Raw genomic sequence first — 20280 nt, forward strand, 5'->3', positions numbered from 1 at the left:
CTTGCCCCGCGGCAGATCGTCGCCCACAGTGGACCGGTGGGCACGGTACGCGCGGAGATCGCGGCGCTTCGCACGCTGGCGCTCGCCGCGCTCCGTCGCTACCCGCTGCCCGACGGGCGGCTCACTTTCGTGACCCACGGCGAGAACACGACGTTCCGCCACGAGAGTGACGCGGGGAGGTTCCTGGTCCGGGTCCACCGGCCGCAGCGACACGGACGGAACTCCGATACGCGCGCATCCATCGAATCCGAGATCGCGTGGATGCGGGCGATCCGCGCCGACACCGATCTCGAGGTTCCCGAAGCGCTCGAGGCTCTCGACGGCGGCGTGGTCGTCGAGGCCTCCGTCGCCGGCCGCACGCGGGCGGTGTCGGTGCTGAGGTGGATGGAGGGGCGGATTCACGAGGCATCCGCTCGCCCTGTCCATCTGCGCCGGCTGGGCGGGGCGATGGCGGTGCTCCACGACCACGCTGACGGCTGGAGGCCGCCGCAGGGGTTCACGCGCATCCGCTGGGATCACGAGGCGTTCTTCGGCGATGTGATGGTGTACGGCGGCCTCAGGGCGGCGGAGTGCTGGCAGTTGCTGCCGCGGGAGCTGCGCGGCCGGTTCGACGCGGTGGGCGAGCGGATGGCCGGCATCATGACGCGCGACCAGGAGACCGGGCTCATCCACGCCGACCTGCACCTGGGGAACGCGGTCTTCGCCGACGGCCAGGTGAAGCTCATCGACTTCGACGACTGCGGCACCGGGCCGCGCCTGTACGACCTCGCCGTGGCCGTGTGGGAGCTTCGCGACGAACCGGAGTACGAAGGATGCCTCGCCGCCCTGCTCGACGGGTATCGCGAGGTCCGCGGGATCGACGCCACCCACCTCGACGACTACATCGCCCTGCGCCAGGTCGCTTTCGACCTCTGGTACACCGGCACGGCGCAGCAGAATCCACGCTTCGCCGCGAGACTCGACAAGGTCCACGCATGGTCGATCGACATTCTCGATCTCGTCGAGCGGCGGTCCTGACAGCCCGGTTGCCGGCGTCGGCATCCGCCGGGAAACGAATCGGCACCCGCCCCCGGAGGGGCGAGTGCCGATCGAGAACTGACGAGTGTCAGAGGGGGCGGATGTTCGCCGCCTGCATGCCCTTGGGGCCACGCTCAGCGTCGAATTCGACCTTCTGCTCCTCGCGGAGATCCTTGAAGCCGTCGCCGGCGATCGCGCTGAAGTGCGCGAAGAGATCAGCGGAGCCGTCGTCGGGTGCGATGAACCCGTAGCCCTTCTCCGAGTTGAACCATTTCACGGTGCCAGTGGCCATCGTGTCTTTCCTTCTGTTTTTCGGGCCGCCGGAGCGACCGGGGGTGCCGTACCGAGAACTCCGGTGCGGACGATGCAGGGGCGCGGGCCGCGTGGGCGGGGCCGAGCCGAGATGGGAGGTCTCCACCGCCGCGCGAGCGGCGAAAGAGGTGTCGTGCAGGCCGAGGTCGGCGCCCTGCGCGCTGTGCGCGTGGGAACCCTCGTGAGTTACCTCGATGAACCCGGCGAACTCGCCGAGCATGGTGGCCACGAAGACATCATCGTCGGCCTGTCGCCAGTCGAGCGAGAAGCCCGAGGTGGGGGAGTGCATGTGATCCAAGCTGTCGCCGAGAGACGGTCTCTCGTGCGTGTGAAGGGCGGGTGATCAGACACCGCCGGGTGCGGAACATCGCGAGCGTCGAAGTGCGGGGCTCTCCACGGTGAGGCCGAGAGGATGACGCGTCGTACCCGTGAACGGGCGGATGGAACTCGATTGAGTCACCCTCACGCTATCACCTCAACCTGTGCGTCGGGTCCGAGCGGTGCGAATCCGTTGCTCCGGAGCGCCGGCCCGGCCCCTGCTGCGAGCGTGCGGGTGCCGCCGTGCTCGCCCACGGCGGCACCCGTGCGAAGGATCCTAACCATGGTTGGACCAATCGGGGGAGGTGCAGGACGCAGACGGCCGGCGCAGTTCATATCGCGAACACCATGCGGTCTCGCCCTCGGTCGTCGAGCGAGCGAAGGGACGCGAAACGCGTCGCCCCCCGAACGCGCCCATCACGCGTGAGACGATGCATCGGATGGACAACAGCACCCTCGCCGAACTGCGTGCGCTTCAGGCGCGCGTGTACGGGCCCGAAGCCGACATCGCCGCAGATCCCGGAGCGCTCGAGCGTCTGGAAGAGCTGGAGGGCTTGCTCGGCGCACCGGCCGCCGCGCAGACGGCGAGCGAGACCCCTCCCGCTGTCGCCGATCCGCGTGTGGCGGTGGCGGCCGCTGCTGCACCCGTCCCGCGTGACGTACCTCTCGCGTCGGTCGCCCCTTCCAGTCCGCCTGAGCCTGTCGCGCACGAGCCGGCCCCGACCGAGAGCGCTCCGGTCGAACCGGCCCCGAGACAGCTCAGGTCGCGGTGGCTGAAGCTGTGGTGGGCCCTGTCGCTCGTGGCCGCTGCCGGCCTGGCCGCCGGTGCGACCTACGGGCTGATGCGCGTGGCCCCGATCTCGGTGTCGAACGGTGCCCCGCAGGTCGCGACGCTCGAGCCGGTCGCGTTGCCGGACATTCCCAGCGGCTGGTACGGGGTCGGCCCGAGTTCGACCGCGTGGGAGTTCTACGGCATGACGCTGTTCGAGACGAGCTTCGCGATGACCGGCACGGGTCAGGAGTGCTTCACGATCGTCCGGACCGATTCGCTTCCCGAGCCCGATGCCGATCCGAACAGCTGGTCGTACAACGGCCCGATGTACTCCGCGTGTCGCGTCGGCAGCTTCCCTGCAACTCTGGAGATGCCGGTCGATGCGAGCGCGCCCGCGGAGCTGACCGCGCAGTTCCCCAAGGGCGGCGCACTCCAATTCGTGCGCGACGGCGACCGCCTGGGAGTGTTCCACGACCGAGGGTGAGTCGCACGGTATCGATCAGGCGGACGGGAGCGCGGCGCCGAAGGCGGCCGGTTCGACCGGGGGCCGCTATTCCTTGGGACGGCGGGCGCGTTGCCGGATGAGTCCGAAGATGAGCGTGCCGACGAACAGCACGATCCCGATGAGCGCGAGCCACAACAGGCCCTCGAAAGCGAAACCCACGATCGACAGCACCACCCAGGCGACGAGCAAGATGATGAGGACTGTCCACATGCTGCTCACCGTACGCTCGTTCGCGGGCGAGGGACAGATCACGCTCCCGGCGAGGTGCGGAACCGGTGGCGCCCCTGGAGGGACTCGAACCCCCAACCGTTTCCTTAGGACGGAACTGCTCTTCCATTGAGCTACAGAGGCTGGCTCCGAAAGTCTACCCTCGCCGCGACGTGCCCTCGGAGGAGTAGCGTCGGCGTCATGGACCTTGGGAGGGGTGCGGCATCCGCCATCGTCGTGGTCGCGGCGGCGCTGGCCTTGACGGCGTGTGCGACGGGCGAGGCGGCGGTCACCCTGCCGCCTGAGGGCGCTGGCCCCGACTACCAGCTCGGCGAGTCGTATCCGCCGCCCGAGGGCGTCGGCATCGTCGTGCGCGATCGAACCTCGCCGCCGCCCGAGGATGTGTACTCGATCTGCTACATCAACGCGTTCCAGACGCAGCCCGGCGAGCTCCAGGACTGGCCGGACGAGCTGATCCTCGCCGGCGAGGACGGCGAGCCCGTCTTCGACCCCGAGTGGCCCGATGAGGCGCTGCTCGACACCTCCACCGACGACAGACGCGAGGCCATCGTCGAGATCGTCGCGCCCTGGATCCAGCAGTGCGCCGGTGCCGGGTTCGATGCCGTCGAGTTCGACAATCTCGACTCGTATGCTCGCAGCGACGGCGCGCTCACCCTCGACGGCAACATCGAACTCGCCGAGGAGCTCGTCGAGACAGCGCACGAGGCCGGCCTCGCGGCGGCACAGAAGAACGCCGCCGAAGATGCCGAGGTGCTCCACGATGAAGCCGAGTTCGACTTCGCCATCGTCGAGGAATGCGTGGCGTTCGATGAGTGCGACGCGTACGAAGAGGTCTACGACGACCGCGTCATCGCGATCGAGTACTCCGATGCGGCGGATTCGTCCTTCCAGGACGCGTGTCGCGAGGGTGGGATGCCTGAGTCCGCCGTGCTGCGCGACCGAGACCTCGGCGCGCCCGGCGACCCGGGCTATGTGTTCGAGCTGTGCCCCGACGACTGAGGGGCTGACGTGCCTCGGCCCCGGCGCCGGAGCGCCGGGGCGGGGCATCCGTCTCCTACTGCTGCAGGCCGATCGCGAAGCGCACGGAGCCGTCCTGCGCCAGCTCGGCGTCGAGCACGCGGTCGTCCAGGGCCGCGGCGGCCCCCTCGTCGAGGAATACCCGCGCGCCGTCGGTCACGACGATCGTGTCGCGCGGCTCGGGATCGGGGGCGACGCTGAGCTCGAGTCCCTGGTCGCTGCCGGTGTCTGCGATCCGCACGCCTCCATCCCCGGCCTCGGGAACTCGCGCGATGATCTGCTTGACCGCCTCTGCGGCGGTCTGGGTCATCGTCATCATGATCCTGCTCCTTCCGTAGCGGACTGGAACCGGCCACGATTCCGAGATCCGAGATCGATCTCAAGGAATGAGCGCCATTCGGAGGCGATTCCCACGTTCCGGGCCCGCTTCTGCCAGGGTGGAGGCGTCTCGCACCAGACCCAGAGGATCGCATGACCCGCATTGGCATCGTCGCCGAGAAGCCCGGAGAGAACCGGGTCTCCGCGACTCCTACGACCGTTCCCAAGCTGATCGCCCTCGGTTACGAGGTGGTGGTCGAATCCGGCGCCGGCGCCGCGTCGTCCTTTCCCGATTCCGCGTACCGGGCGGCCGGGGCATCCGTCGTCGACGGCGCCACCGCATGGGGCTCGCCCATCATCCTCAAGGTCAACGCGCCGACACCGGGCGAGATCGGCCGCCTCGCCGATGGCGCCACGGTCGTCGCGATGCTGAGCCCGGCACTTCGCCCCGACCTCGTCGAGGCGCTCGCGACCCGGGGGATCACCGCTATCGCGCTCGATGCCGTGCCGCGCATCTCGCGCGCGCAGTCGATGGACGTGCTCAGTTCGATGGCGAACATCTCGGGCTACCGCGCCGTCGTCGAGGCGGCGCATGAGTTCGGCCGCTTCTTCACGGGCCAGGTGACGGCGGCGGGCAAGGTGCCGCCGGCGAAGGTGCTCGTCGCGGGCGCCGGGGTCGCGGGTCTCGCCGCGATCGGCGCGGCGTCGAGCATGGGCGCGATCGTGCGCGCCACCGACCCTCGGCCCGAGGTCGCCGACCAGGTTGCGTCGATCGGGGGCGAGTATCTCGAGGTCGTGGTGCCTGACGAGCAGAAGCAGGTGTCGGCGGACGGCTATGCGAAGGCGACGAGCGAGGCGTACGACCGGCGTGCCGCGGAGATCTATTCGGAGCAGGCCGCCGACGTCGACATCATCATCACCACGGCGCTCATCCCGGGGCGCCCCGCTCCGCGCCTGATCACGGCAGCCGATGTCGCGAGCATGAAGCCCGGCAGCGTGATCGTCGACATGGCCGCGGCGCAGGGCGGGAATGTCGCGGGTTCGGTCGCGGGGGAGCGGGTCGTCACGGACAACGGGGTCGTCATCCTCGGCTACACGGACCTGCCCGGCCGGCTGCCTCAGCAGTCGTCCCAGCTCTTCGCGACGAACCTCGTCAACCTGCTCAAGCTCCTCACCCCCGGGAGGGACGGCGAGCTCGCGCTCGACTTCGATGACGTCGTGCAGCGCACCGTCACCGTCGTGCGCGACGGCGCGGTGACCTGGCCCCCGCCTCCCGTGCAGGTCTCGGCCGCGCCGGCGAAGGCCGAGGCATCCGCCCCCGTCGTCGCGCCCGAGAAGAGGGCGATGTCCCGCGGCGCCAAGACTGGGCTCATCGTCGCCGGCATCGCGGTGCTCTTCGCGGTGTGCGCCTTCGCGCCACCGCCGCTTCCGCAGCACTTCCTCGTGCTCACGCTCGCGATCGTCGTCGGCTTCTACGTCATCGGGCACGTCGCCCACGCCCTGCACACGCCGCTCATGAGCGTGACGAATGCGATCTCGGGAATCATCGTCGTGGGCGCCATGGTGCAGATCACCGTGCCCGATCTGACGGTGCAGATCCTGGCCGCGATCGCCGTGCTGCTGGCGAGCATCAACATCTTCGGCGGCTTCGCCGTGACGCGGCGAATGCTCGCGATGTTCCAGAAGGGTGAGCCTCGATGATCGCCGTCGCCGGCGCGGTCGCAGGCGCCGCCTACATCGTCGCCGCGCTGCTGTTCATCCTCAGCCTCGCGGGCCTCAGCAGACATGAGACCAGTCGCCGCGGCGTCACCTACGGCATCCTCGGCATGACGATCGCCCTCGCCGCCACGGTGTGGCTGGTCGCCGCCGATGCCTGGAGCGACCCGCTGGCCAGCAACGGCCTGATCTGGCTCGTCGCCGCCGTGCTGATCGGCGGCGCGATCGGCCTGTGGCGTGCGCGGATCGTGGAGATGACCGGCATGCCGGAGCTCATCGCCCTGCTGCATTCCTTCGTCGGCCTGGCGGCGGTGCTGGTCGGCTGGAACGGCGCGCTCTACGACACCGGGCTGGAGGGCGCGCTCGCCGACATCCACCATGCGGAGGTGTTCATCGGCGTCTTCATCGGCGGCGTGACCTTCACCGGGTCGATCGTGGCGTTCCTGAAGCTGTCCGCCCGCATCTCGTCGAAGCCGCTCATGCTGCCGGGCAAGAACGTCCTCAACCTGGGCGCGCTCGTCGTGTTCGTGGGTCTCACGGTCTGGTACGTCATCACTCCCGAGCTGTGGCTGCTCATCGCCGTCACCGCGCTCGCGCTCGCCCTCGGATGGCACCTCGTCGCCTCGATCGGCGGCGGAGACATGCCCGTCGTCGTCTCGATGCTCAACAGCTACTCGGGCTGGGCCGCCGCCGCTGCAGGCTTCCTGCTGAACAACGATCTCCTCATCGTCACCGGAGCGCTCGTCGGCTCGTCGGGTGCCTACCTGAGCTACATCATGTGCAGGGCCATGAACAGGTCGTTCCTCTCGGTCATCGCCGGCGGCTTCGGCATCGAGGCGCCGAGCGCGGCGGACGAGGAGTACGGCGAGCACCGTGAGGTCGACGCCGAGACCGCGGCCGACATGCTCTCGGGGGCGAGTTCCGTCGTCATCACGCCCGGCTACGGCATGGCGGTCGCGCAGGCGCAGCACGGCGTCGCCGACCTCGTGCTGAAGCTCCGTGAGCGAGGGGTGGACGTGCGCTTCGGCATCCACCCCGTCGCAGGTCGCCTGCCCGGTCACATGAACGTGCTGCTGGCCGAGGCGAAGGTGCCCTACGACATCGTGCTCGAGATGGACGAGATCAACGACGACCTCTCGCGGACCGATGTCGTGCTCGTGATCGGCGCGAACGACACCGTCAACCCCGCCGCCGCCGAAGACCCGTCGAGCCCGATCGCCGGCATGCCCGTTCTGCGCGTGTGGGAGGCGCGGAATGTCATCGTCTTCAAGCGCTCCATGGCATCCGGCTACGCGGGCGTGCAGAACCCGCTGTTCTACCGCGAGAACGCCCAGATGCTGTTCGGCGACGCCAAGGAGAGGGTCGACGACATTCTGGTTCACCTCTCACGGGTGTAGTCCACGGGTCTGACGGGTGTCGTCCCCGGCGGGCCGGCGCCGGCGCCTAGCTTCGATATCTTTCGAATTTCTGACTTGATGGATATCGTAAGAAATGGCAAAGTGACGGATGCGGGCGCGCGATGGAGCCGCCATCGTCCAGCGATCCCGCCACTCCACGGGGGTCTTCGATGATGCAGATCACGCGACGTTCACTGCTCCAAGGCGCCGGCGCCGCCGGCCTCGGCGTCGGCCTGGCCACGGTCGCGGCGCCGGCGACGCCGGCGCGCGCGCTGGTCGCCGACGAGTATGACGATCTGCGCCAGAGGTACGTTGAGCGCATCACCGTCGGTCCCGGGTTCGACCACACCATCGCACCGTTCAGCACCGAGCTGACAGCGATCGAGTCCGCCGTTCAAGGGCTCCAGGCGACGATGACCCCGGGCTCGACGACCGGGCTGTGGCCCGACATCCCCATCTCGAGCGGGACTCGCTCCGGCGCGGTCACGGCGGGGTATGGCCGCCTCTCGCAGATGGCCGTCGCGTGGGCCACGCCGCACTGCTCCTTCCATCAGGACCCGGCTCTGATCGCCGACATCATCGCCGGAATCGACTGGATGCATGCGCACGCCTTCAACTCGAGCGTCACCCAGTACGGCAACTGGTGGGACTGGCGCATCGGATCGCCCGCGACGCTGTTGAACATCCTGGCGATCGCGTACCCGCACCTGACGGCGACGCAGATCTCGGAGAACCTCGCAACGATCGACGCGCACTCGCCGGACTCCCACCTCGACACTCTGCTCGCGACGAAGCAGAGCACCGGCGCCAACCGCTCCGACCTCTCGCTCATCAGGGTTCTGCACGGAGTGGTGGGAAAGTCGTCTGCGAAGATCACGACCGGCGTGAACGGATTCTCGCCCCTGTTCGCGCCCGTGCGCAGCAACGACGGCTTCTACGAGGACGGGTCGTTCGTGCAGCACGAGAAGGTCCCGTATCTCGGAAACTACGGGCATGTGCTGATCTCGGGGTTGGCAAGTGCAATGGCATTGGTGAGCGGCTCGACGTGGCAATTCGACGACCCGAAGGTGTCCTTCATCTACGACATGTTCGAGCGCGGAGTCATCCCGTTCATGTTCAACGGTCTCGTCATGGACAATCAGTCCGGACGCCGCGTGGCGCGGGGCATCATCACCACCGACGCGCGCCCCTACGAGCAGAACGATCATCACCGCGGGCATGCCATGATCTCCGCGCTCCTGCAGCTGTCCGAGAGCGCGCCGACCGCGACGGCGGCGCGCATTCGGGCGGTCTGCAAGGGATGGCTGCAGCGCGAGTACTGGGGCCGCTACATGGAGGACCATACCCCCGGGCTCGCGAACCTCGCACGAGCGAAGGCGGTCATCGACGACTCCAGCGTCCTTCCCGAGCCGGAGCCGATCGGCAGCCGTGTCTTCGGCGCGACCGACCGAGCCGTGCACCGGCGGGCCGACTGGGCCCTGGCGATCTCGATGTGCTCATCCCGCACGACGTTCCTGACGTCGGTCAATCAGGAGAACCTCCGCGGCTGGCACGCGAACTCGGGGATGGTCTCTTGGTGGGGCAGGACATATGGGAACGGCCAGTATTCGGATGCCTTCTGGCCGACGGTCGACCCGTACCGGATGCCCGGCACCACGGTCTCGCGCAAACCCTTGGCCGACGGACAGGGCGGGTACAACCAGGCGGTCCCGAACGCCTGGGCCGGCGGGGCGACGGACGGCACGTACGCCGTTGTGGGTCAGGACACCCGGGGCCTCGCGTCGACCTTGCGGGCCAAGAAGTCCTGGTTCTGTCTCGCCGACCAGGTCGTCTGCCTCGGGGCCGGCATCGCGTCGACGGACGGGCACAAGGTCGAAACGACGATCGACAGCCGCAATCTCGGAGCCACCGGGAGCGCCGCCCTCACGGTGGACGGGGCGGTGCAGCCGGCGACGCTTCCCACCGAGACCTCGTTCGCCGCGGCGTCGTGGGCGGCGATCCAGGGCTTCGGAGGGTACGTCTTCCCCGGAGGCGGGTCGATCCGCGCACGACGCGAGGAGCGCACCGGCGCCTGGAGCGACATCAACAAGGGCGGAGTGGCTTCCACCGACCCGATCACCCGGCGCTACATCACGCTGTGGTTCGATCACGGCACGGATCCCACCGCCGGGGCCTACGCGTACATCCTGATGCCGGGCGCGTCACCGGCGACGACGGCCGCTCGTGCGGCGAGCCCCACGGTCACGATCCTCGCCAACACCGCGAGCGTGCAGGCCGTCAAGGACGCCGCGACGGGTGTCACCGCAGCCAACTTCTTCGCGGCGGGCACGGCTGGGCCGATCACCGTGTCGGCGCCGTGCTCCGTGCTCATCCGCGAGTCCGGTGGCACGCTGAGCGTGAGTGTCGCCGACCCATCGCAGAAGTCGTCCACGGTCGCGGTGACGATCGACCGTGCGGGGCTGTCGACGTTCTCGACGGCGACGTCGGCGCCCGAGATGTCGGTGACGCGGCATGATGCGAAGATCGAGCTGGTCGCCGAGGTCGGCGCCTGCCTCGGGGCATCCCGCACCATCACCTTCGGCACCGGGACCACTCTGAGCGACCGCACCCTCGTGAACGTCGCCGCGACGGCGGATGCGACGGTGCGCGACGGATCGTATGCGACGACGAACTACGGCAGCGACGCGGACCTCGTTGTGAAGAACAGCAGCGATGCGGGCTACAGCAGACGCGCCTATCTGAAGTTCGATGTGAGCGGCGTCACCGCGACCCCCCGCCGCGCGGTCCTGTGGGTCTATGGCAAGACCTCGGACTCCAACGGCAAGGAGGCTGTGCTCACCGCGAACCGCTGCTCGACGGACCAGTGGACCGAGACGGGCGTGAACTGGAGCACCAAGCCGCCCTTCTCGGGTGCCGTCGCCACCGCGCCGATCGGGGAGTACGAGAACTGGCTGGCGTTCGACGTGACGAACCTCGTGGTCTCCGACCACCCGGGGGACGGAGTCGTCACCATCGGGCTCTCGGGCACCGCAGGGGGCAACCTCGTCCAGCTCAACAGCCGCAGCAACGCCGCGAACAAGCCGTACCTGGAGGTGCTCACGGGCTGACGGGCTGCGAAGCGGGGTGCGTCAGTGCGCGGCCTCGTAGGCCTCGAGGACGGATGCCGGCACCCGCCCGCGCTCCGAGACCTTGTGGCCGTTCGCCTTCGCCCACTCGCGGATCGCCGCGTAGTCCTGCTGACCCGACCGGCGTCGCTTGACGCCCGACCCGGATGCAGAAGACCGGCCGCTGCCCGCGGCGCGCGACGAGACGCTGCGGCCGGCGTCGACGAAGGGGGCGAGCGCATCGCGCAATGCTGCCGCGTTGCCGGCACTCAGATCGATCTCGTAGGCGACGCCGTCGAGTGAGAAGAGAACGGTCTCCCCTTCTCCGACTTCAAGGACTGTTCCGTCGAGATCGTCGACGAGTTGATGCACGATTCTGCGAGCCATGAGGGCACATTACGCCGAATTCGCTTCGGCCGCGGGGTGATTTCCACGCCGGGGAAAACGAAAGGGAATTCTCGCGGCGATAACGCCGGTCGAATTCAGGGCAGCAGACCCGCGCGCCGGGCTTTCGCGACCGCGGCGTGGCGGGTCGAGGCATCCAGTTTCGCCATTGCGGATTGCAGATACGACTTGACCGTTCCCTCGCGCAGCGACAATGTCGCCGCGATCTCGGAATTCGTCGAGCCGAGTGCCGCGCACGCGAGCACGTCGATTTCGCGCGGCGAAAGTCGCACGTCCAGTTCGAGGGAGGGTTCGGTTTCGGACTGCGAAAGGGCAGCCAGGCGCTTCTCGACCCGCGCGAGCCTCTCGCGCAGCTGGGGGTCGTCGATCACTGCCGCGACGCTTCGAAGCTCCGCGTATGTCTCGCGCAGCTCCTCCCTCGCGGCAGGGGCGAGTGCGGATGCCTCGCCCGCCGGTGCCATCGACAGCCGACGCCGCACCTCCTCGCGGATCCGCAGCTCGGTCGAAAGCTCGTCGGCCACCGCGAAGGCCGGTCGCGCGACGACGTCGCCGACGGGTGATTCCGCCCACGAGCCGCAGTAGATGACGCCGCGGGCTCGCCCGGATACCAGCACCGGGACGGCGAACAGGGTGGCGATGCCCTCGCCCAGGACGGCGCGGTCATAGTCGTGCGTGATGCTGCGGGAGGAGCGGTAGTCGAGCGCGAGGCGGGGCCGCTTCTCGACCAGAGCGCGACCGCCCAGGCCGCGAGAGGCCCGGACGATGAGGCCGTCGAGACGGCGCGTGCGGGCGCCGACGATCGAGGTCACGTGGATCGCGTCGCCCTGTTCGAGCCCGCCGAAGGCGACGGGGAAGCGAGTGCGACGCGCGAGGTCGGTCACCGCGCGAGCGAGAACCTGCTCATCGCTCTCGCTGCCGGGGGTCTGCTCAGTGGTGGTCTGGCTGCCCACGCACTACCTACTTCCGGGGGTGACGGCGTCCTCGCCGATTTTCGTAGCGTCGACCCTACCACCCGGTTCGGGCGCTCGCTCCGCCGTCTCGGGATCCCCACCGGCGCAGTGATGCGCCTGTTCATGAGGCAAGGAGGCCACATGTCGGATCCTCGGATCGACACCGCCCCACCGGGCGGAATCGACTACATCGAGGTCGAGGAATCGCCCCGATTCGCAGAGCTGAAGCGCCGTCATCGGGGCTTCGTGTTCCCGATGGCGATCGCGTTCCTCGTCTGGTACTTCGCGTACGTGCTGCTCTCGTCGTTCGCGCCGGCGTTCATGGCGCAGCGCGTCTGGGGCGACATCACCGTAGGGCTGCTGTTCGGGCTCGGACAGTTCGTCACCACCTTCGCGATCACGATGACCTACGTCTGGTACGCCAACCGGAAGCTCGACCCGATCTCGTCGGAGATCCGCGATGAGCTCGAGCAGCGGGAGGTGTCGGCGTGAACGACATCATCAGCTCCATCGAAGCGGCGGTGACCACGGTCGAGAACAACCCGATCCTCAACATCTCGATCTTCGGCGCGTTCGTCGCGGTGACGCTGTTCATCGTGATCCGGGCAAGCCGAAACAACAAGACCGCGGCGGACTACTACGCCGCGGGTCGCTCCTTCACCGGTCCTCAGAACGGCTTCGCGATCTCGGGCGACTACCTCTCGGCGGCGTCGTTCCTCGGCATCTGCGGCGCGATCGCGATCAACGGCTACGACGGGTTCCTCTATTCGATCGGCTTCCTCGTCGCCTGGCTCGTCGCGTTGCTGCTCGTGGCCGAGCTCATGCGCAACACGGGCAAGTTCACCATGGCCGACGTGCTGTCTTTCCGCCTGAAGGAGCGGCCGGTGCGGATGGCGGCGGCGATCACGACGCTCGCGGTGTGCTTCTTCTATCTGCTCGCGCAGATGGCGGGCGCCGGCGGCCTCGTGTCGCTGCTGCTCGGCATCACCGAGGCTGTCGGACAGTCGATCGTCGTCGCCGTCGTCGGGATCCTCATGATCGTCTACGTGCTCGTCGGCGGCATGAAGGGCACGACCTGGGTGCAGATCGTGAAGGCGTTCCTCCTCATCGGCGGCGCGCTCGTCATGACGATCTGGGTGCTGGCGATCAACGGATTCAGCCTCAACACGCTGCTCGAGAACGCGGTGGCGGCGTCGCCGAAGGGCGAGGCGATCCTCGGACCGGGCCTGCAGTACGGAGCCAACCCTTGGGACTTCATCTCGCTGGCGATCGCGCTGGTGCTGGGCACCGCGGGTCTGCCGCACGTGCTCATGCGCTTCTACACGGTGCCGACCGCCAAGGAGGCGCGGCGCTCGGTCGTATGGGCGATCTGGCTGATCGGCCTGTTCTACCTCCTGACGCTCGTCCTCGGCTACGGTGCCGGTGCCCTCGTCGGGCCCGAGACGATCGCCGCGGCGCCCGGTGGTGTGAACTCGGCGGCACCGCTGCTCGCCCTCGCTCTCGGCGGCCCGGTCCTGCTGGGCTTCATCTCGGCGGTCGCCTTCGCGACGATCCTCGCGGTCGTCGCCGGCCTCACCATCACCGCCGCGGCATCCTTCGCGCACGACATCTACGCGAACGTCGTCAAGAAGGGCAACGTGCCGCCGGACGGCGAAGTCAAGGTCGCCCGTCGCACGGTGATCGTGATCGGCATCCTCGCGATCATCGGCGGCATCGGCGTGCAGGGCCAGAACGTGGCATTCCTCGTCGCGCTCGCCTTCGCGGTGGCCGCTTCGGCGAACCTGCCGACGATCCTGTACTCGCTGTTCTGGCGCCGGTTCACGACGCGCGGGGCGGTGTGGAGCATGTACGGCGGCCTGGCGGCCGCCGTGATCCTCATCTTCCTGTCGCCGGTGTTCTGGGGAACCGAGACCAGCGTGTTCAAGGTCGGCACCGCCATCTGGCCGCTGAACAATCCCGGCATCGTCTCGATCCCGCTCGGGTTCTTCCTCGGCTGGCTCGGATCGGTGACGTCTCGTCGTGCTGAGGACCGTGTCAAGGCCGCCGAGATGGAGGTGCGCTCACTGACCGGCTACGGAGCCGAGAAGGCCACGCACCACTGAAGCAGGTTCCCGTTCCGGGGACGCAAGTGCACGGCCCGGGCGGAACGCCGCCCGGGCCGTGCTGCGCGCGGACGGCCTACTCGCCCGCGGCGCGCTCGTGATCGACGAGCCACCGCTTCACCTCCGGGCGCCCGCCGTACTCGCCGAGGGAGCCGTCGGCCCGCACGACCCGATGCACCGGCACGACGATCGAAAACGGCGTGTTCGCGCACGCCGTCCCCACGGCTCGGGCCGCTCGGGGACTGCCGGCAGCGATCGCGACTTCCCCGTAGCCGGCGGTCTCGCCGTAGGGGATCTCGCACACCGCCTCGAGCGCGGCGCGCGTGAAGCCGCGCACGAGGCGCCAGTCCAGCGGAAGATCGAAGGCGCGACGGTCGCCCTCGAAGTACTCGTCGAGCTGCGTCGCGGCGGCGTCGGCCGAGGCATCCGACTCCGCCGGAACCGGCATCGCTCGCAGCGCGAGGCCGACCCGCTCGAGCTCGGCGCCGAGCGGGCCGTCGACCGGGTGGAGCGTCACGATCCCGGCATCGGTCGTCACGATCAGCACGTCGCCGACCGGGGAGGGGTGGACGAGGAAGCGGGACGGCTGCGGCGAGGTCATGCGACCATCCTGGCGCGGCGCTCGCGGACCGGACCGCACGGGGCCCGAAGTGGGAGACGCGGCCCTCGGCGGTCGGCTGGGGAGGAAGCGCTGGTCAATCGGCGTGTCCCAATACCGCGAAACTCGGCCTCGCTGCAAGAGGCGCACGACAACGGCGCTTAGTGTGGCTCGTGTGTGGCGAGCAGAAGGCAGCGTCGTGGCCGGCGCGAACGATGCCGTGTCCGACAGTGTCGTGACACCGGGCGATCTCGGCCTCGCCGAGCCCGGCGTCACCGTGGCGCATATCGCCGATCCGGAGCGCGAGCGACTGCGGCTGCAGTCGGGTGAGCTCGGGGGACGGTCGACGCTGCTCCACTTCACCGACAGCTACGACGACTCCATCGAGATCACCAAGGCCCACCCCGGCAGCCTGCCGCAGTTCATCACGGGCCGCTCGACGCTGCTGTCGAACCTGTTCCGCGACGAGGTGGCACTGCGCAACGCGCGGCTGGCCGCCGAACGCATCACGGCCAAGAACGTCGAGCTGCGCACCACGAGAGGACTCGAGGCCGTGCACCTGGCGGTCGGACTGGCGCAGTGGCGCATCGGGAGCCTCGACTGCAGCGCCCCGGTGCTGCTCCGTCCCCTTGCGATCCGCCGCCACCATTCCGACTTCGAGCTCAAGCTGCACGGCTCGATCTTCGTCAACCCCGAGCTCGTGCGGGCCATGCGCACGCACTTCGGCATCGAGCTCGACGGTGCCGGGCTCGCGGCGCTGGCCCACGACGGGGGCGTGTTCAAGCCGCAGCCGGTGATCGACCACCTTCGGGCGCTCACGTCGTGGATCGAGACCTACGTCGTCAAGCCGCGTCTGCTCGTCTCGAGCTTCGCCGACGTCGGCAGCGGCATGGCCCGCGACGCGGCCGACCTCGACCACCCGGTGCTCAATGCGCTCGCCGGGCACCCCGCCGACCGCGAGACCCTCACGCTGCGCCGCGAGGTGCCGCTGCCGGCGAGCCCGGACGAGCGCCCGCCGGCGTCGGACAATCTGCTCCTCGACGCGGACTCCGAGCAGGAGCGCGTGCTCGCGCGCATCGCGGCGGGGCAGTCCCTCGCCGTGCACACCCTTCCCGGCACGGGCGGCACCCAGACGGTGATCAACGCGGTCGGCGGGCTCGTGCGCGACGGCAAGCGCGTGCTCGTCGTCAGCGCCCGCAGTTCGACCCTCGACGGCATCCGTCATCGCCTCGCCGGGATCGGGCTGCCGGGCCTCGCCGTGTCGCCCCGGCATCTGCAGCGCGACCTCATCCGCGCGATCGGCCGCAACGAGAAGGCGGAGGCGCCGAAGGTCGCCGACATCGACGACGCCCTCGTGCGCCTGCGCGGGGTGCTGCGGGACTATCGCGGTGCCGTCACGGCCAAGCATCCGTCCCTCGACGTCTCGGTGCTCGAGATCCTGCGCGCCCTCGCGAACCTCAACGCGCGCGACGTGCCGCCGTCGACCGCGGCGCGCTTCGACGGCCGCACGCTCGAACGGCTCGCGCACGCGCGGGGAGAGGCGGCGGCGAAGCTCGCGACCGCTGCCCGTCTGGGCGAATTCCGGTTCGGACCCGACGACTCGCCCTGGTACGGCGTGTCGTTCGCGACGACCGAAGAGGCGCGCGCTGCGCACGCCCTCGCGGGCAAGCTGCAGCGCAGCGACGTCCCCAGCCTGCTCGAACGGGGCTACGAGCTCATCGGGCAGACCCGCATGCGCCCGTTCCAGACGATCTCGGAGCTGGGCAGTTACCTGCGCCTGCTCCAGGGCATCCGGGATTCCCTCGACCGCTTCAGCCTCACCGTGTTCGAGCGTCCGCTGGGTGAGCTCATCCAGGCGCACGCGCCGCGACGGGACGCCCCGAACATGAGCGGCCCGAACCGGCGCCGCCTGCGGCGGCTGTCGCGCGAGTACGTCCGCCCGGGCGTGCACGTGCCCGACATGTACGAGGCGCTCGTGCGCATCCAGCAGCAGCGGACCGAATGGCAGAAGTACGTCGAGGCAGGCGTCACTCCCGAGGTGCCGATCGGCCTGGCCGACGTCTACGTCGCGTGGCAGCGGGTCGACGCCGAACTGGCCGAGCTCGACGCCGTCCTCGACCGGACGGGTGCGGACCGGCTGTGCACGGTGCCCGTCGCCCAGCTCGTGCGGATCCTCGCCGGGCTGGCCGCCGATTCCGACGTCTTCGACAACCTCAAGGAGCGCGCGACGCTGCGCACCGAGCTCTCCGCCCTCGGACTGGGACAGCTGCTCGCCGAGCTCTCGGTGCGCCACGTTCCCGAGGACCGGGTCGCCGACGAGCTCGAATTCGCGTGGTGGCAGTCGGCGCTCGAGCTGCTGCTGCGCACCGACCGGGCCGTCCTCGGTGCGAACACCGCCGTCGTCGACCGACTGGAGCGGGACTTCCGCCTCGTCGACGAGGCGCATGCCGCGGCATCCGGTCCCCTTCTGGCCGCCCAGCTCGCGACGCAGTGGCGGATCGGGATCGTCGACCACGCCGACGAGGCCGACGCGCTCAAGCGCGCACTCAAGTCCGGTGCGGTCACCGCGTCCGAGTTCGTGCGCGTCGCCCCGCGGCTGGCGCGCACGCTCGCGCCGGTGTGGCTGGCGTCACCGTACGACGTGCCCGAGATCCCGGCATCGCCCGCCTTCGACGTGGTGGTGATCGCGGATGCCGCGGCTCTCTGCCTCGCTGAGGCGGCGCCTGCGTTGCGCCGGGCGCGGCAGGTCGTCGTCTTCGGCGACCCCGTGACGCAGAAGCCGACGCCGTTCCGTGTGGCGGCGGGTGTCGACGACGGGCGCGAGGCCGAGCAGCCGTTCGACACGACGAGCGTCTTCGAGCGCCTCGCCGAGCTGCTCCCCGTCGAGACCCTCACCCGCAGCTATCGCGCAGGCGGCGAGGACCTCGCCGAGCTGGTCAACGACGCGTTCTACGGGGGTGAGCTCGTCTCGCTGCCCTGGGCGGGCTCGTACCTCGGTCGCGGGAGCCTCGGCGTCGACTACGTCGAGGGCGGCACGGGCACGCCCGACCCGATCACCGGGGCGGTCGAGAGTCCCGACGCCGAGGTCGCGCGCGTCGTCACCCTCGTCGTCGAGCACGCCGTCAACCGCGGCAGCGAGTCGCTCATGGTGGTCACCGCGAGTCGCCGGCACGCCGAGCGCATCCGGGCCGCTGTCGACGCGGCCTTCGCCGGGCGCTCCGACGTCGCCGACTTCCTCTCTCGAGAGACCGCCGAGCCGTTCGCCGTGCTCACGCTCGAGGAGTCGGTCGCCGAGAGCCGCGACCGCGTGGTGTTCTCGCTCGGCTTCGGGCTCACCCGGCACGGCCGGGTCCTCAGCGACTTCGGCGACCTGTCCACGCCCGACGGGGAACGCCTGCTGACCGTGGGCATGACCCGTGCGCGCCGGTCGATGGTGATCGTGTCGTCGATCCGCCCGTCGGCCTTCGACGACGGGCGTCTCGAGCACGGCGCTGCCACCCTCATGTCGATCCTCGGCGGTATTGCCGGCAGGGCGCGCGACGCCCGGCTCGAGGATCTCGCCGACCCGCTCACGCGCGGCCTCGCGCGCGAGCTGCGGCGGCTCGGGCTGTCGGTCGACGTGCAGTACCGCGGACTCCTGCCGCTCGTCGCGCAGTACGCCGGCAAGGCCGTGGTGGTCGAGAGCGACCCCGAGACCATCGGGGAGTCGCTCCGCGAATCGCTGCGCCTGCGCCCGCAGATCCTGCGCCGCCTCGGCTGGCACTACGTGCGCGTGCACTCGTTCGACCTCTACAGCGACCCCGCCGGAGTGGCCCAGCGCATCGCGACGATGCTGGGCGTCCCGCCCGAGGCGCCGCGTGTCGACGCCGACACGCAGCCGTTCGATGTCGTCTGATGACCGTCAGCGCATCCAGCGCGTTCCCGGGTCGCGCCGCGTCAAGCTGACCCCTGCACCCGGCACCGGTGCCGAGCCCGTTGCGGGGGACGAGATTCCGGATGCCTCGGCCGAACGGGCATCCGGGTCCTCCGGCCCGAATGACGAGCGCCTCAAGCGCGACGTCCCGCCGCACTATTGACGCGAGTCGGGTCGATGCCGCGCAGCGCTCAGGCGCGCGGGCGCTCGGTGGCGAGCAGGTCGCGGATCTGAACGAGCAGCTCCTGCTCCGTGGGGAGGTCGGACGCCTCCTCCTCCGCGATGCCGGCCCGCGCCGCCGCGCGCTCCTTGAAGCGGTTCATCGGATAGACGAACACGAAGTACACCACGACGGCGACCGCGAGGAAGTTGATGATCGCGCCGAGGATCGACCCGAACGCGAAGAACACTTCGTCTCCATTGAGGTTCTCCACGGTCCAGCCGACCTTGTCGAGGCTGCTGGCGTTGAAGACCAGCGCGATGAGCGGGTTGATGAGCCCGGCGACGATCGCGTTGACGATCAGGGTGAACGCCGCGCCGATGACGACGGCGACGGCCAGGTCGATGACGTTTCCCCGCAGGATGAACTCCTTGAAGCCTTTGATCATGTGATGCTCCTCACTGTCGCCGGCTTCCGCCGGTCACGTCCCGGTCGAGGCAGGGGAAGACTTCGCCTCGGACTTCGATGATGTCGAAGATGACGAGGAGCCGCCAGCCGAGGCATCCGTCGACCCGCTCGAGCTCGACGCGCGCGAGTCGGTGCGATAGAAGCCGGAGCCGTTGAACGTCACGCCGATCGAGCCGTACTCCTTGCGCAGCGGTCCGCCGCACTCGGGGCATTCGGTGAGGGTGGGATCGGCGAAGGACTGCACGGCGTCGAAGCGGTGGCCGCACTGCTTGCAGGCATAGGCGTAGGTGGGCATGTCTCTCTCGGACGGTCAGCGCCGGACGGGCGCGAGGACAAGGGTCTGCGTGGGCGTCACGACACCGGTGACGGGCTGGTCGTGGAGGTCGCTGGGGACCTCGTCGACGATCTCGGAATCGAACACCACCGCATATACGGGAGGGCAGCCCTGCATCGAGCCGATCGTCTTGTCGTAGTAGCCGCGCCCCCAGCCGAGGCGCATGCCGTGGCGGTCGACCGCCGCGGCCGGGATCACGAGCAGGTCGACGTCGTTGACGGCGATGGGGCCGACCAGCTCGCCGACGGGCTCGGGAAGCCCGAACATCCCCTCGGCGATGTCGAGGTCGCGCGTGGCGACCGACCAGTCCAGCAGGCCGTCCGTGCGGGTGACGGGAAGCAGGACACGGATGCCCCGCTCCACCGCGCCGGCGACGAACTCCCGCGTTCCCGGCTCGGTGGTCGTCGACAGGAAGCACGACATCGACGTCACGCCGAGCTTCGCCACGAGCGCGTCGAGCTGTGCGCGGACGCCCTCGGCGGCCGCTTCGCGCGCCCGCGGGGTGATCAGCTGACGCCGTTCCCGCAGTTCGGCGCGGAGCGCTCGCTTCGCATCGGCGATCGCATCGGACATGCCTTCGATTCTAGGTGCCGCCCGGGCCGGCTCGCCGCGCGACGGCGCAGTGCTCCGCCCGGGCCGCTGTCAA

General features: G+C 69.5%; 19 protein-coding genes and 1 tRNA gene. 10 read left to right on the plus strand and 10 right to left on the minus strand.

All coding sequences use genetic code 11. The features are described 5' to 3' along the window. Positions 1-36: 36 nt before the first annotated feature. Positions 37-1017 (plus strand): phosphotransferase, encoded by a 981-nt coding sequence (locus HF323_RS03190; RefSeq protein WP_169581088.1) that lies wholly within the window; start codon positions 37-39, stop codon positions 1015-1017. Positions 1018-1105: 88 nt separating this feature from the next. Here HF323_RS03190 and HF323_RS03195 read toward each other — a convergent pair whose 3' ends face one another. After that, on the minus strand, positions 1106-1309 hold the full coding sequence (locus HF323_RS03195; RefSeq protein WP_169581358.1) for a cold-shock protein: 204 nt from the start codon (positions 1307-1309) through the stop codon (positions 1106-1108). Positions 1310-2087: 778 nt separating this feature from the next. On the opposite strand from HF323_RS03195, the gene HF323_RS03200 reads away from it, so the two are divergent. Then, positions 2088-2903: a hypothetical protein gene (locus HF323_RS03200; protein WP_169581089.1), complete on the plus strand. Its 816-nt coding sequence runs from the start codon at positions 2088-2090 to the stop codon at positions 2901-2903. Positions 2904-2969: 66 nt separating this feature from the next. Here the strand turns inward: HF323_RS03200 and HF323_RS03205 are convergent, their stop codons facing one another. Continuing rightward, positions 2970-3134 carry a hypothetical protein gene (locus tag HF323_RS03205; protein WP_169581090.1) on the minus strand — a complete coding sequence of 55 codons (165 nt, stop codon included), beginning with the start codon at positions 3132-3134 and terminating at the stop codon, positions 2970-2972. Positions 3135-3200: 66 nt separating this feature from the next. After that, positions 3201-3275 (minus strand) — tRNA-Arg (locus tag HF323_RS03210). A gap of 57 nt (positions 3276-3332) precedes the next feature. On the opposite strand from HF323_RS03210, the gene HF323_RS03215 reads away from it, so the two are divergent. Then, a complete protein-coding gene (locus HF323_RS03215) occupies positions 3333-4151 on the plus strand; it encodes an endo alpha-1,4 polygalactosaminidase (RefSeq protein ID WP_169581091.1) in 819 nt (272 codons plus the stop codon). A 55-nt stretch (positions 4152-4206) separates the two neighbouring features. On the opposite strand, the gene HF323_RS03220 is transcribed toward HF323_RS03215, so the two are convergent. After that, the gene (locus HF323_RS03220; RefSeq protein WP_169581092.1) at positions 4207-4488 is read right to left on the minus strand and encodes a Fe-S cluster assembly protein HesB; all 282 of its coding nucleotides are present in this window, start codon (positions 4486-4488) and stop codon (positions 4207-4209) included. Between the two features lie 152 nt (positions 4489-4640). Here HF323_RS03220 and HF323_RS03225 point away from each other — a divergent pair, with 152 nt between their 5' ends. From HF323_RS03225 to HF323_RS03235, 3 genes are all read left to right on the plus strand, one after another. Then, positions 4641-6188 (plus strand): Re/Si-specific NAD(P)(+) transhydrogenase subunit alpha, encoded by a 1548-nt coding sequence (locus HF323_RS03225; RefSeq protein WP_169581093.1) that lies wholly within the window; start codon positions 4641-4643, stop codon positions 6186-6188. After that, positions 6185-7600 carry a Re/Si-specific NAD(P)(+) transhydrogenase subunit beta gene (gene pntB / locus HF323_RS03230; protein ID WP_169581094.1) on the plus strand — a complete coding sequence of 472 codons (1416 nt, stop codon included), beginning with the start codon at positions 6185-6187 and terminating at the stop codon, positions 7598-7600. The genes HF323_RS03225 and pntB overlap by 4 nt, the downstream gene beginning before the upstream one ends. Before the next feature lie 170 nt (positions 7601-7770). Next, on the plus strand, positions 7771-10707 hold the full coding sequence (locus HF323_RS03235; RefSeq protein ID WP_169581095.1) for a polysaccharide lyase family 8 super-sandwich domain-containing protein: 2937 nt from the start codon (positions 7771-7773) through the stop codon (positions 10705-10707). A 21-nt stretch (positions 10708-10728) separates the two neighbouring features. On the opposite strand, the gene HF323_RS03240 is transcribed toward HF323_RS03235, so the two are convergent. Then, positions 10729-11091, minus strand: coding sequence for an Lsr2 family protein (locus tag HF323_RS03240; RefSeq protein ID WP_169581096.1), 363 nt, complete (start codon positions 11089-11091; stop codon positions 10729-10731). Between the two features lie 95 nt (positions 11092-11186). Then, positions 11187-12059, minus strand: coding sequence for a LuxR C-terminal-related transcriptional regulator (locus HF323_RS03245; protein ID WP_169581097.1), 873 nt, complete (start codon positions 12057-12059; stop codon positions 11187-11189). Between the two features lie 141 nt (positions 12060-12200). Here HF323_RS03245 and HF323_RS03250 point away from each other — a divergent pair, with 141 nt between their 5' ends. Together HF323_RS03250 and HF323_RS03255 are read left to right on the plus strand one after the other, a co-directional pair. Then, the gene (locus tag HF323_RS03250; protein WP_169581098.1) at positions 12201-12551 is read left to right on the plus strand and encodes a DUF485 domain-containing protein; all 351 of its coding nucleotides are present in this window, start codon (positions 12201-12203) and stop codon (positions 12549-12551) included. Beyond that, positions 12548-14161, plus strand: a complete 1614-nt coding sequence (locus tag HF323_RS03255; protein ID WP_188241632.1) for a sodium/solute symporter — start codon at positions 12548-12550, stop codon at positions 14159-14161. The genes HF323_RS03250 and HF323_RS03255 overlap by 4 nt, the downstream gene beginning before the upstream one ends. A 76-nt stretch (positions 14162-14237) precedes the next feature. On the opposite strand, the gene HF323_RS03260 is transcribed toward HF323_RS03255, so the two are convergent. Further along, on the minus strand, positions 14238-14762 hold the full coding sequence (locus tag HF323_RS03260) for a methylated-DNA--[protein]-cysteine S-methyltransferase (RefSeq protein ID WP_169581099.1): 525 nt from the start codon (positions 14760-14762) through the stop codon (positions 14238-14240). A gap of 196 nt (positions 14763-14958) precedes the next feature. Between HF323_RS03260 and HF323_RS03265 the strand changes: the two genes are divergently transcribed. Further along, entirely contained in the window at positions 14959-18654 is a 3696-nt protein-coding gene (locus HF323_RS03265) for an AAA family ATPase (protein ID WP_169581100.1), read from the plus strand. Then, positions 18644-18835 (plus strand): hypothetical protein, encoded by a 192-nt coding sequence (locus HF323_RS03270; RefSeq protein ID WP_169581101.1) that lies wholly within the window; start codon positions 18644-18646, stop codon positions 18833-18835. The genes HF323_RS03265 and HF323_RS03270 overlap by 11 nt, the downstream gene beginning before the upstream one ends. Before the next feature lie 28 nt (positions 18836-18863). Here the strand turns inward: HF323_RS03270 and mscL are convergent, their stop codons facing one another. Genes mscL through HF323_RS03285 form a run of 3 tightly spaced genes read right to left on the minus strand, consistent with a single transcriptional unit; the run spans position 18864 to position 20207 of the window. Further along, positions 18864-19280 carry a large conductance mechanosensitive channel protein MscL gene (gene mscL / locus HF323_RS03275; RefSeq protein ID WP_169581102.1) on the minus strand — a complete coding sequence of 139 codons (417 nt, stop codon included), beginning with the start codon at positions 19278-19280 and terminating at the stop codon, positions 18864-18866. Positions 19281-19313: 33 nt separating this feature from the next. Next, positions 19314-19595 (minus strand): FmdB family zinc ribbon protein, encoded by a 282-nt coding sequence (locus tag HF323_RS03280; RefSeq protein ID WP_169581103.1) that lies wholly within the window; start codon positions 19593-19595, stop codon positions 19314-19316. A 15-nt stretch (positions 19596-19610) separates the two neighbouring features. Beyond that, entirely contained in the window at positions 19611-20207 is a 597-nt protein-coding gene (locus HF323_RS03285) for a 5-formyltetrahydrofolate cyclo-ligase (RefSeq protein WP_169581104.1), read from the minus strand. Positions 20208-20280: the final 73 nt, after the last annotated feature.

The sequence above is a fragment of the Microbacterium sp. MF43 genome, assembly GCF_012847295.1.
Classification (GTDB): Bacteria; Actinomycetota; Actinomycetes; order Actinomycetales; family Microbacteriaceae; genus Microbacterium.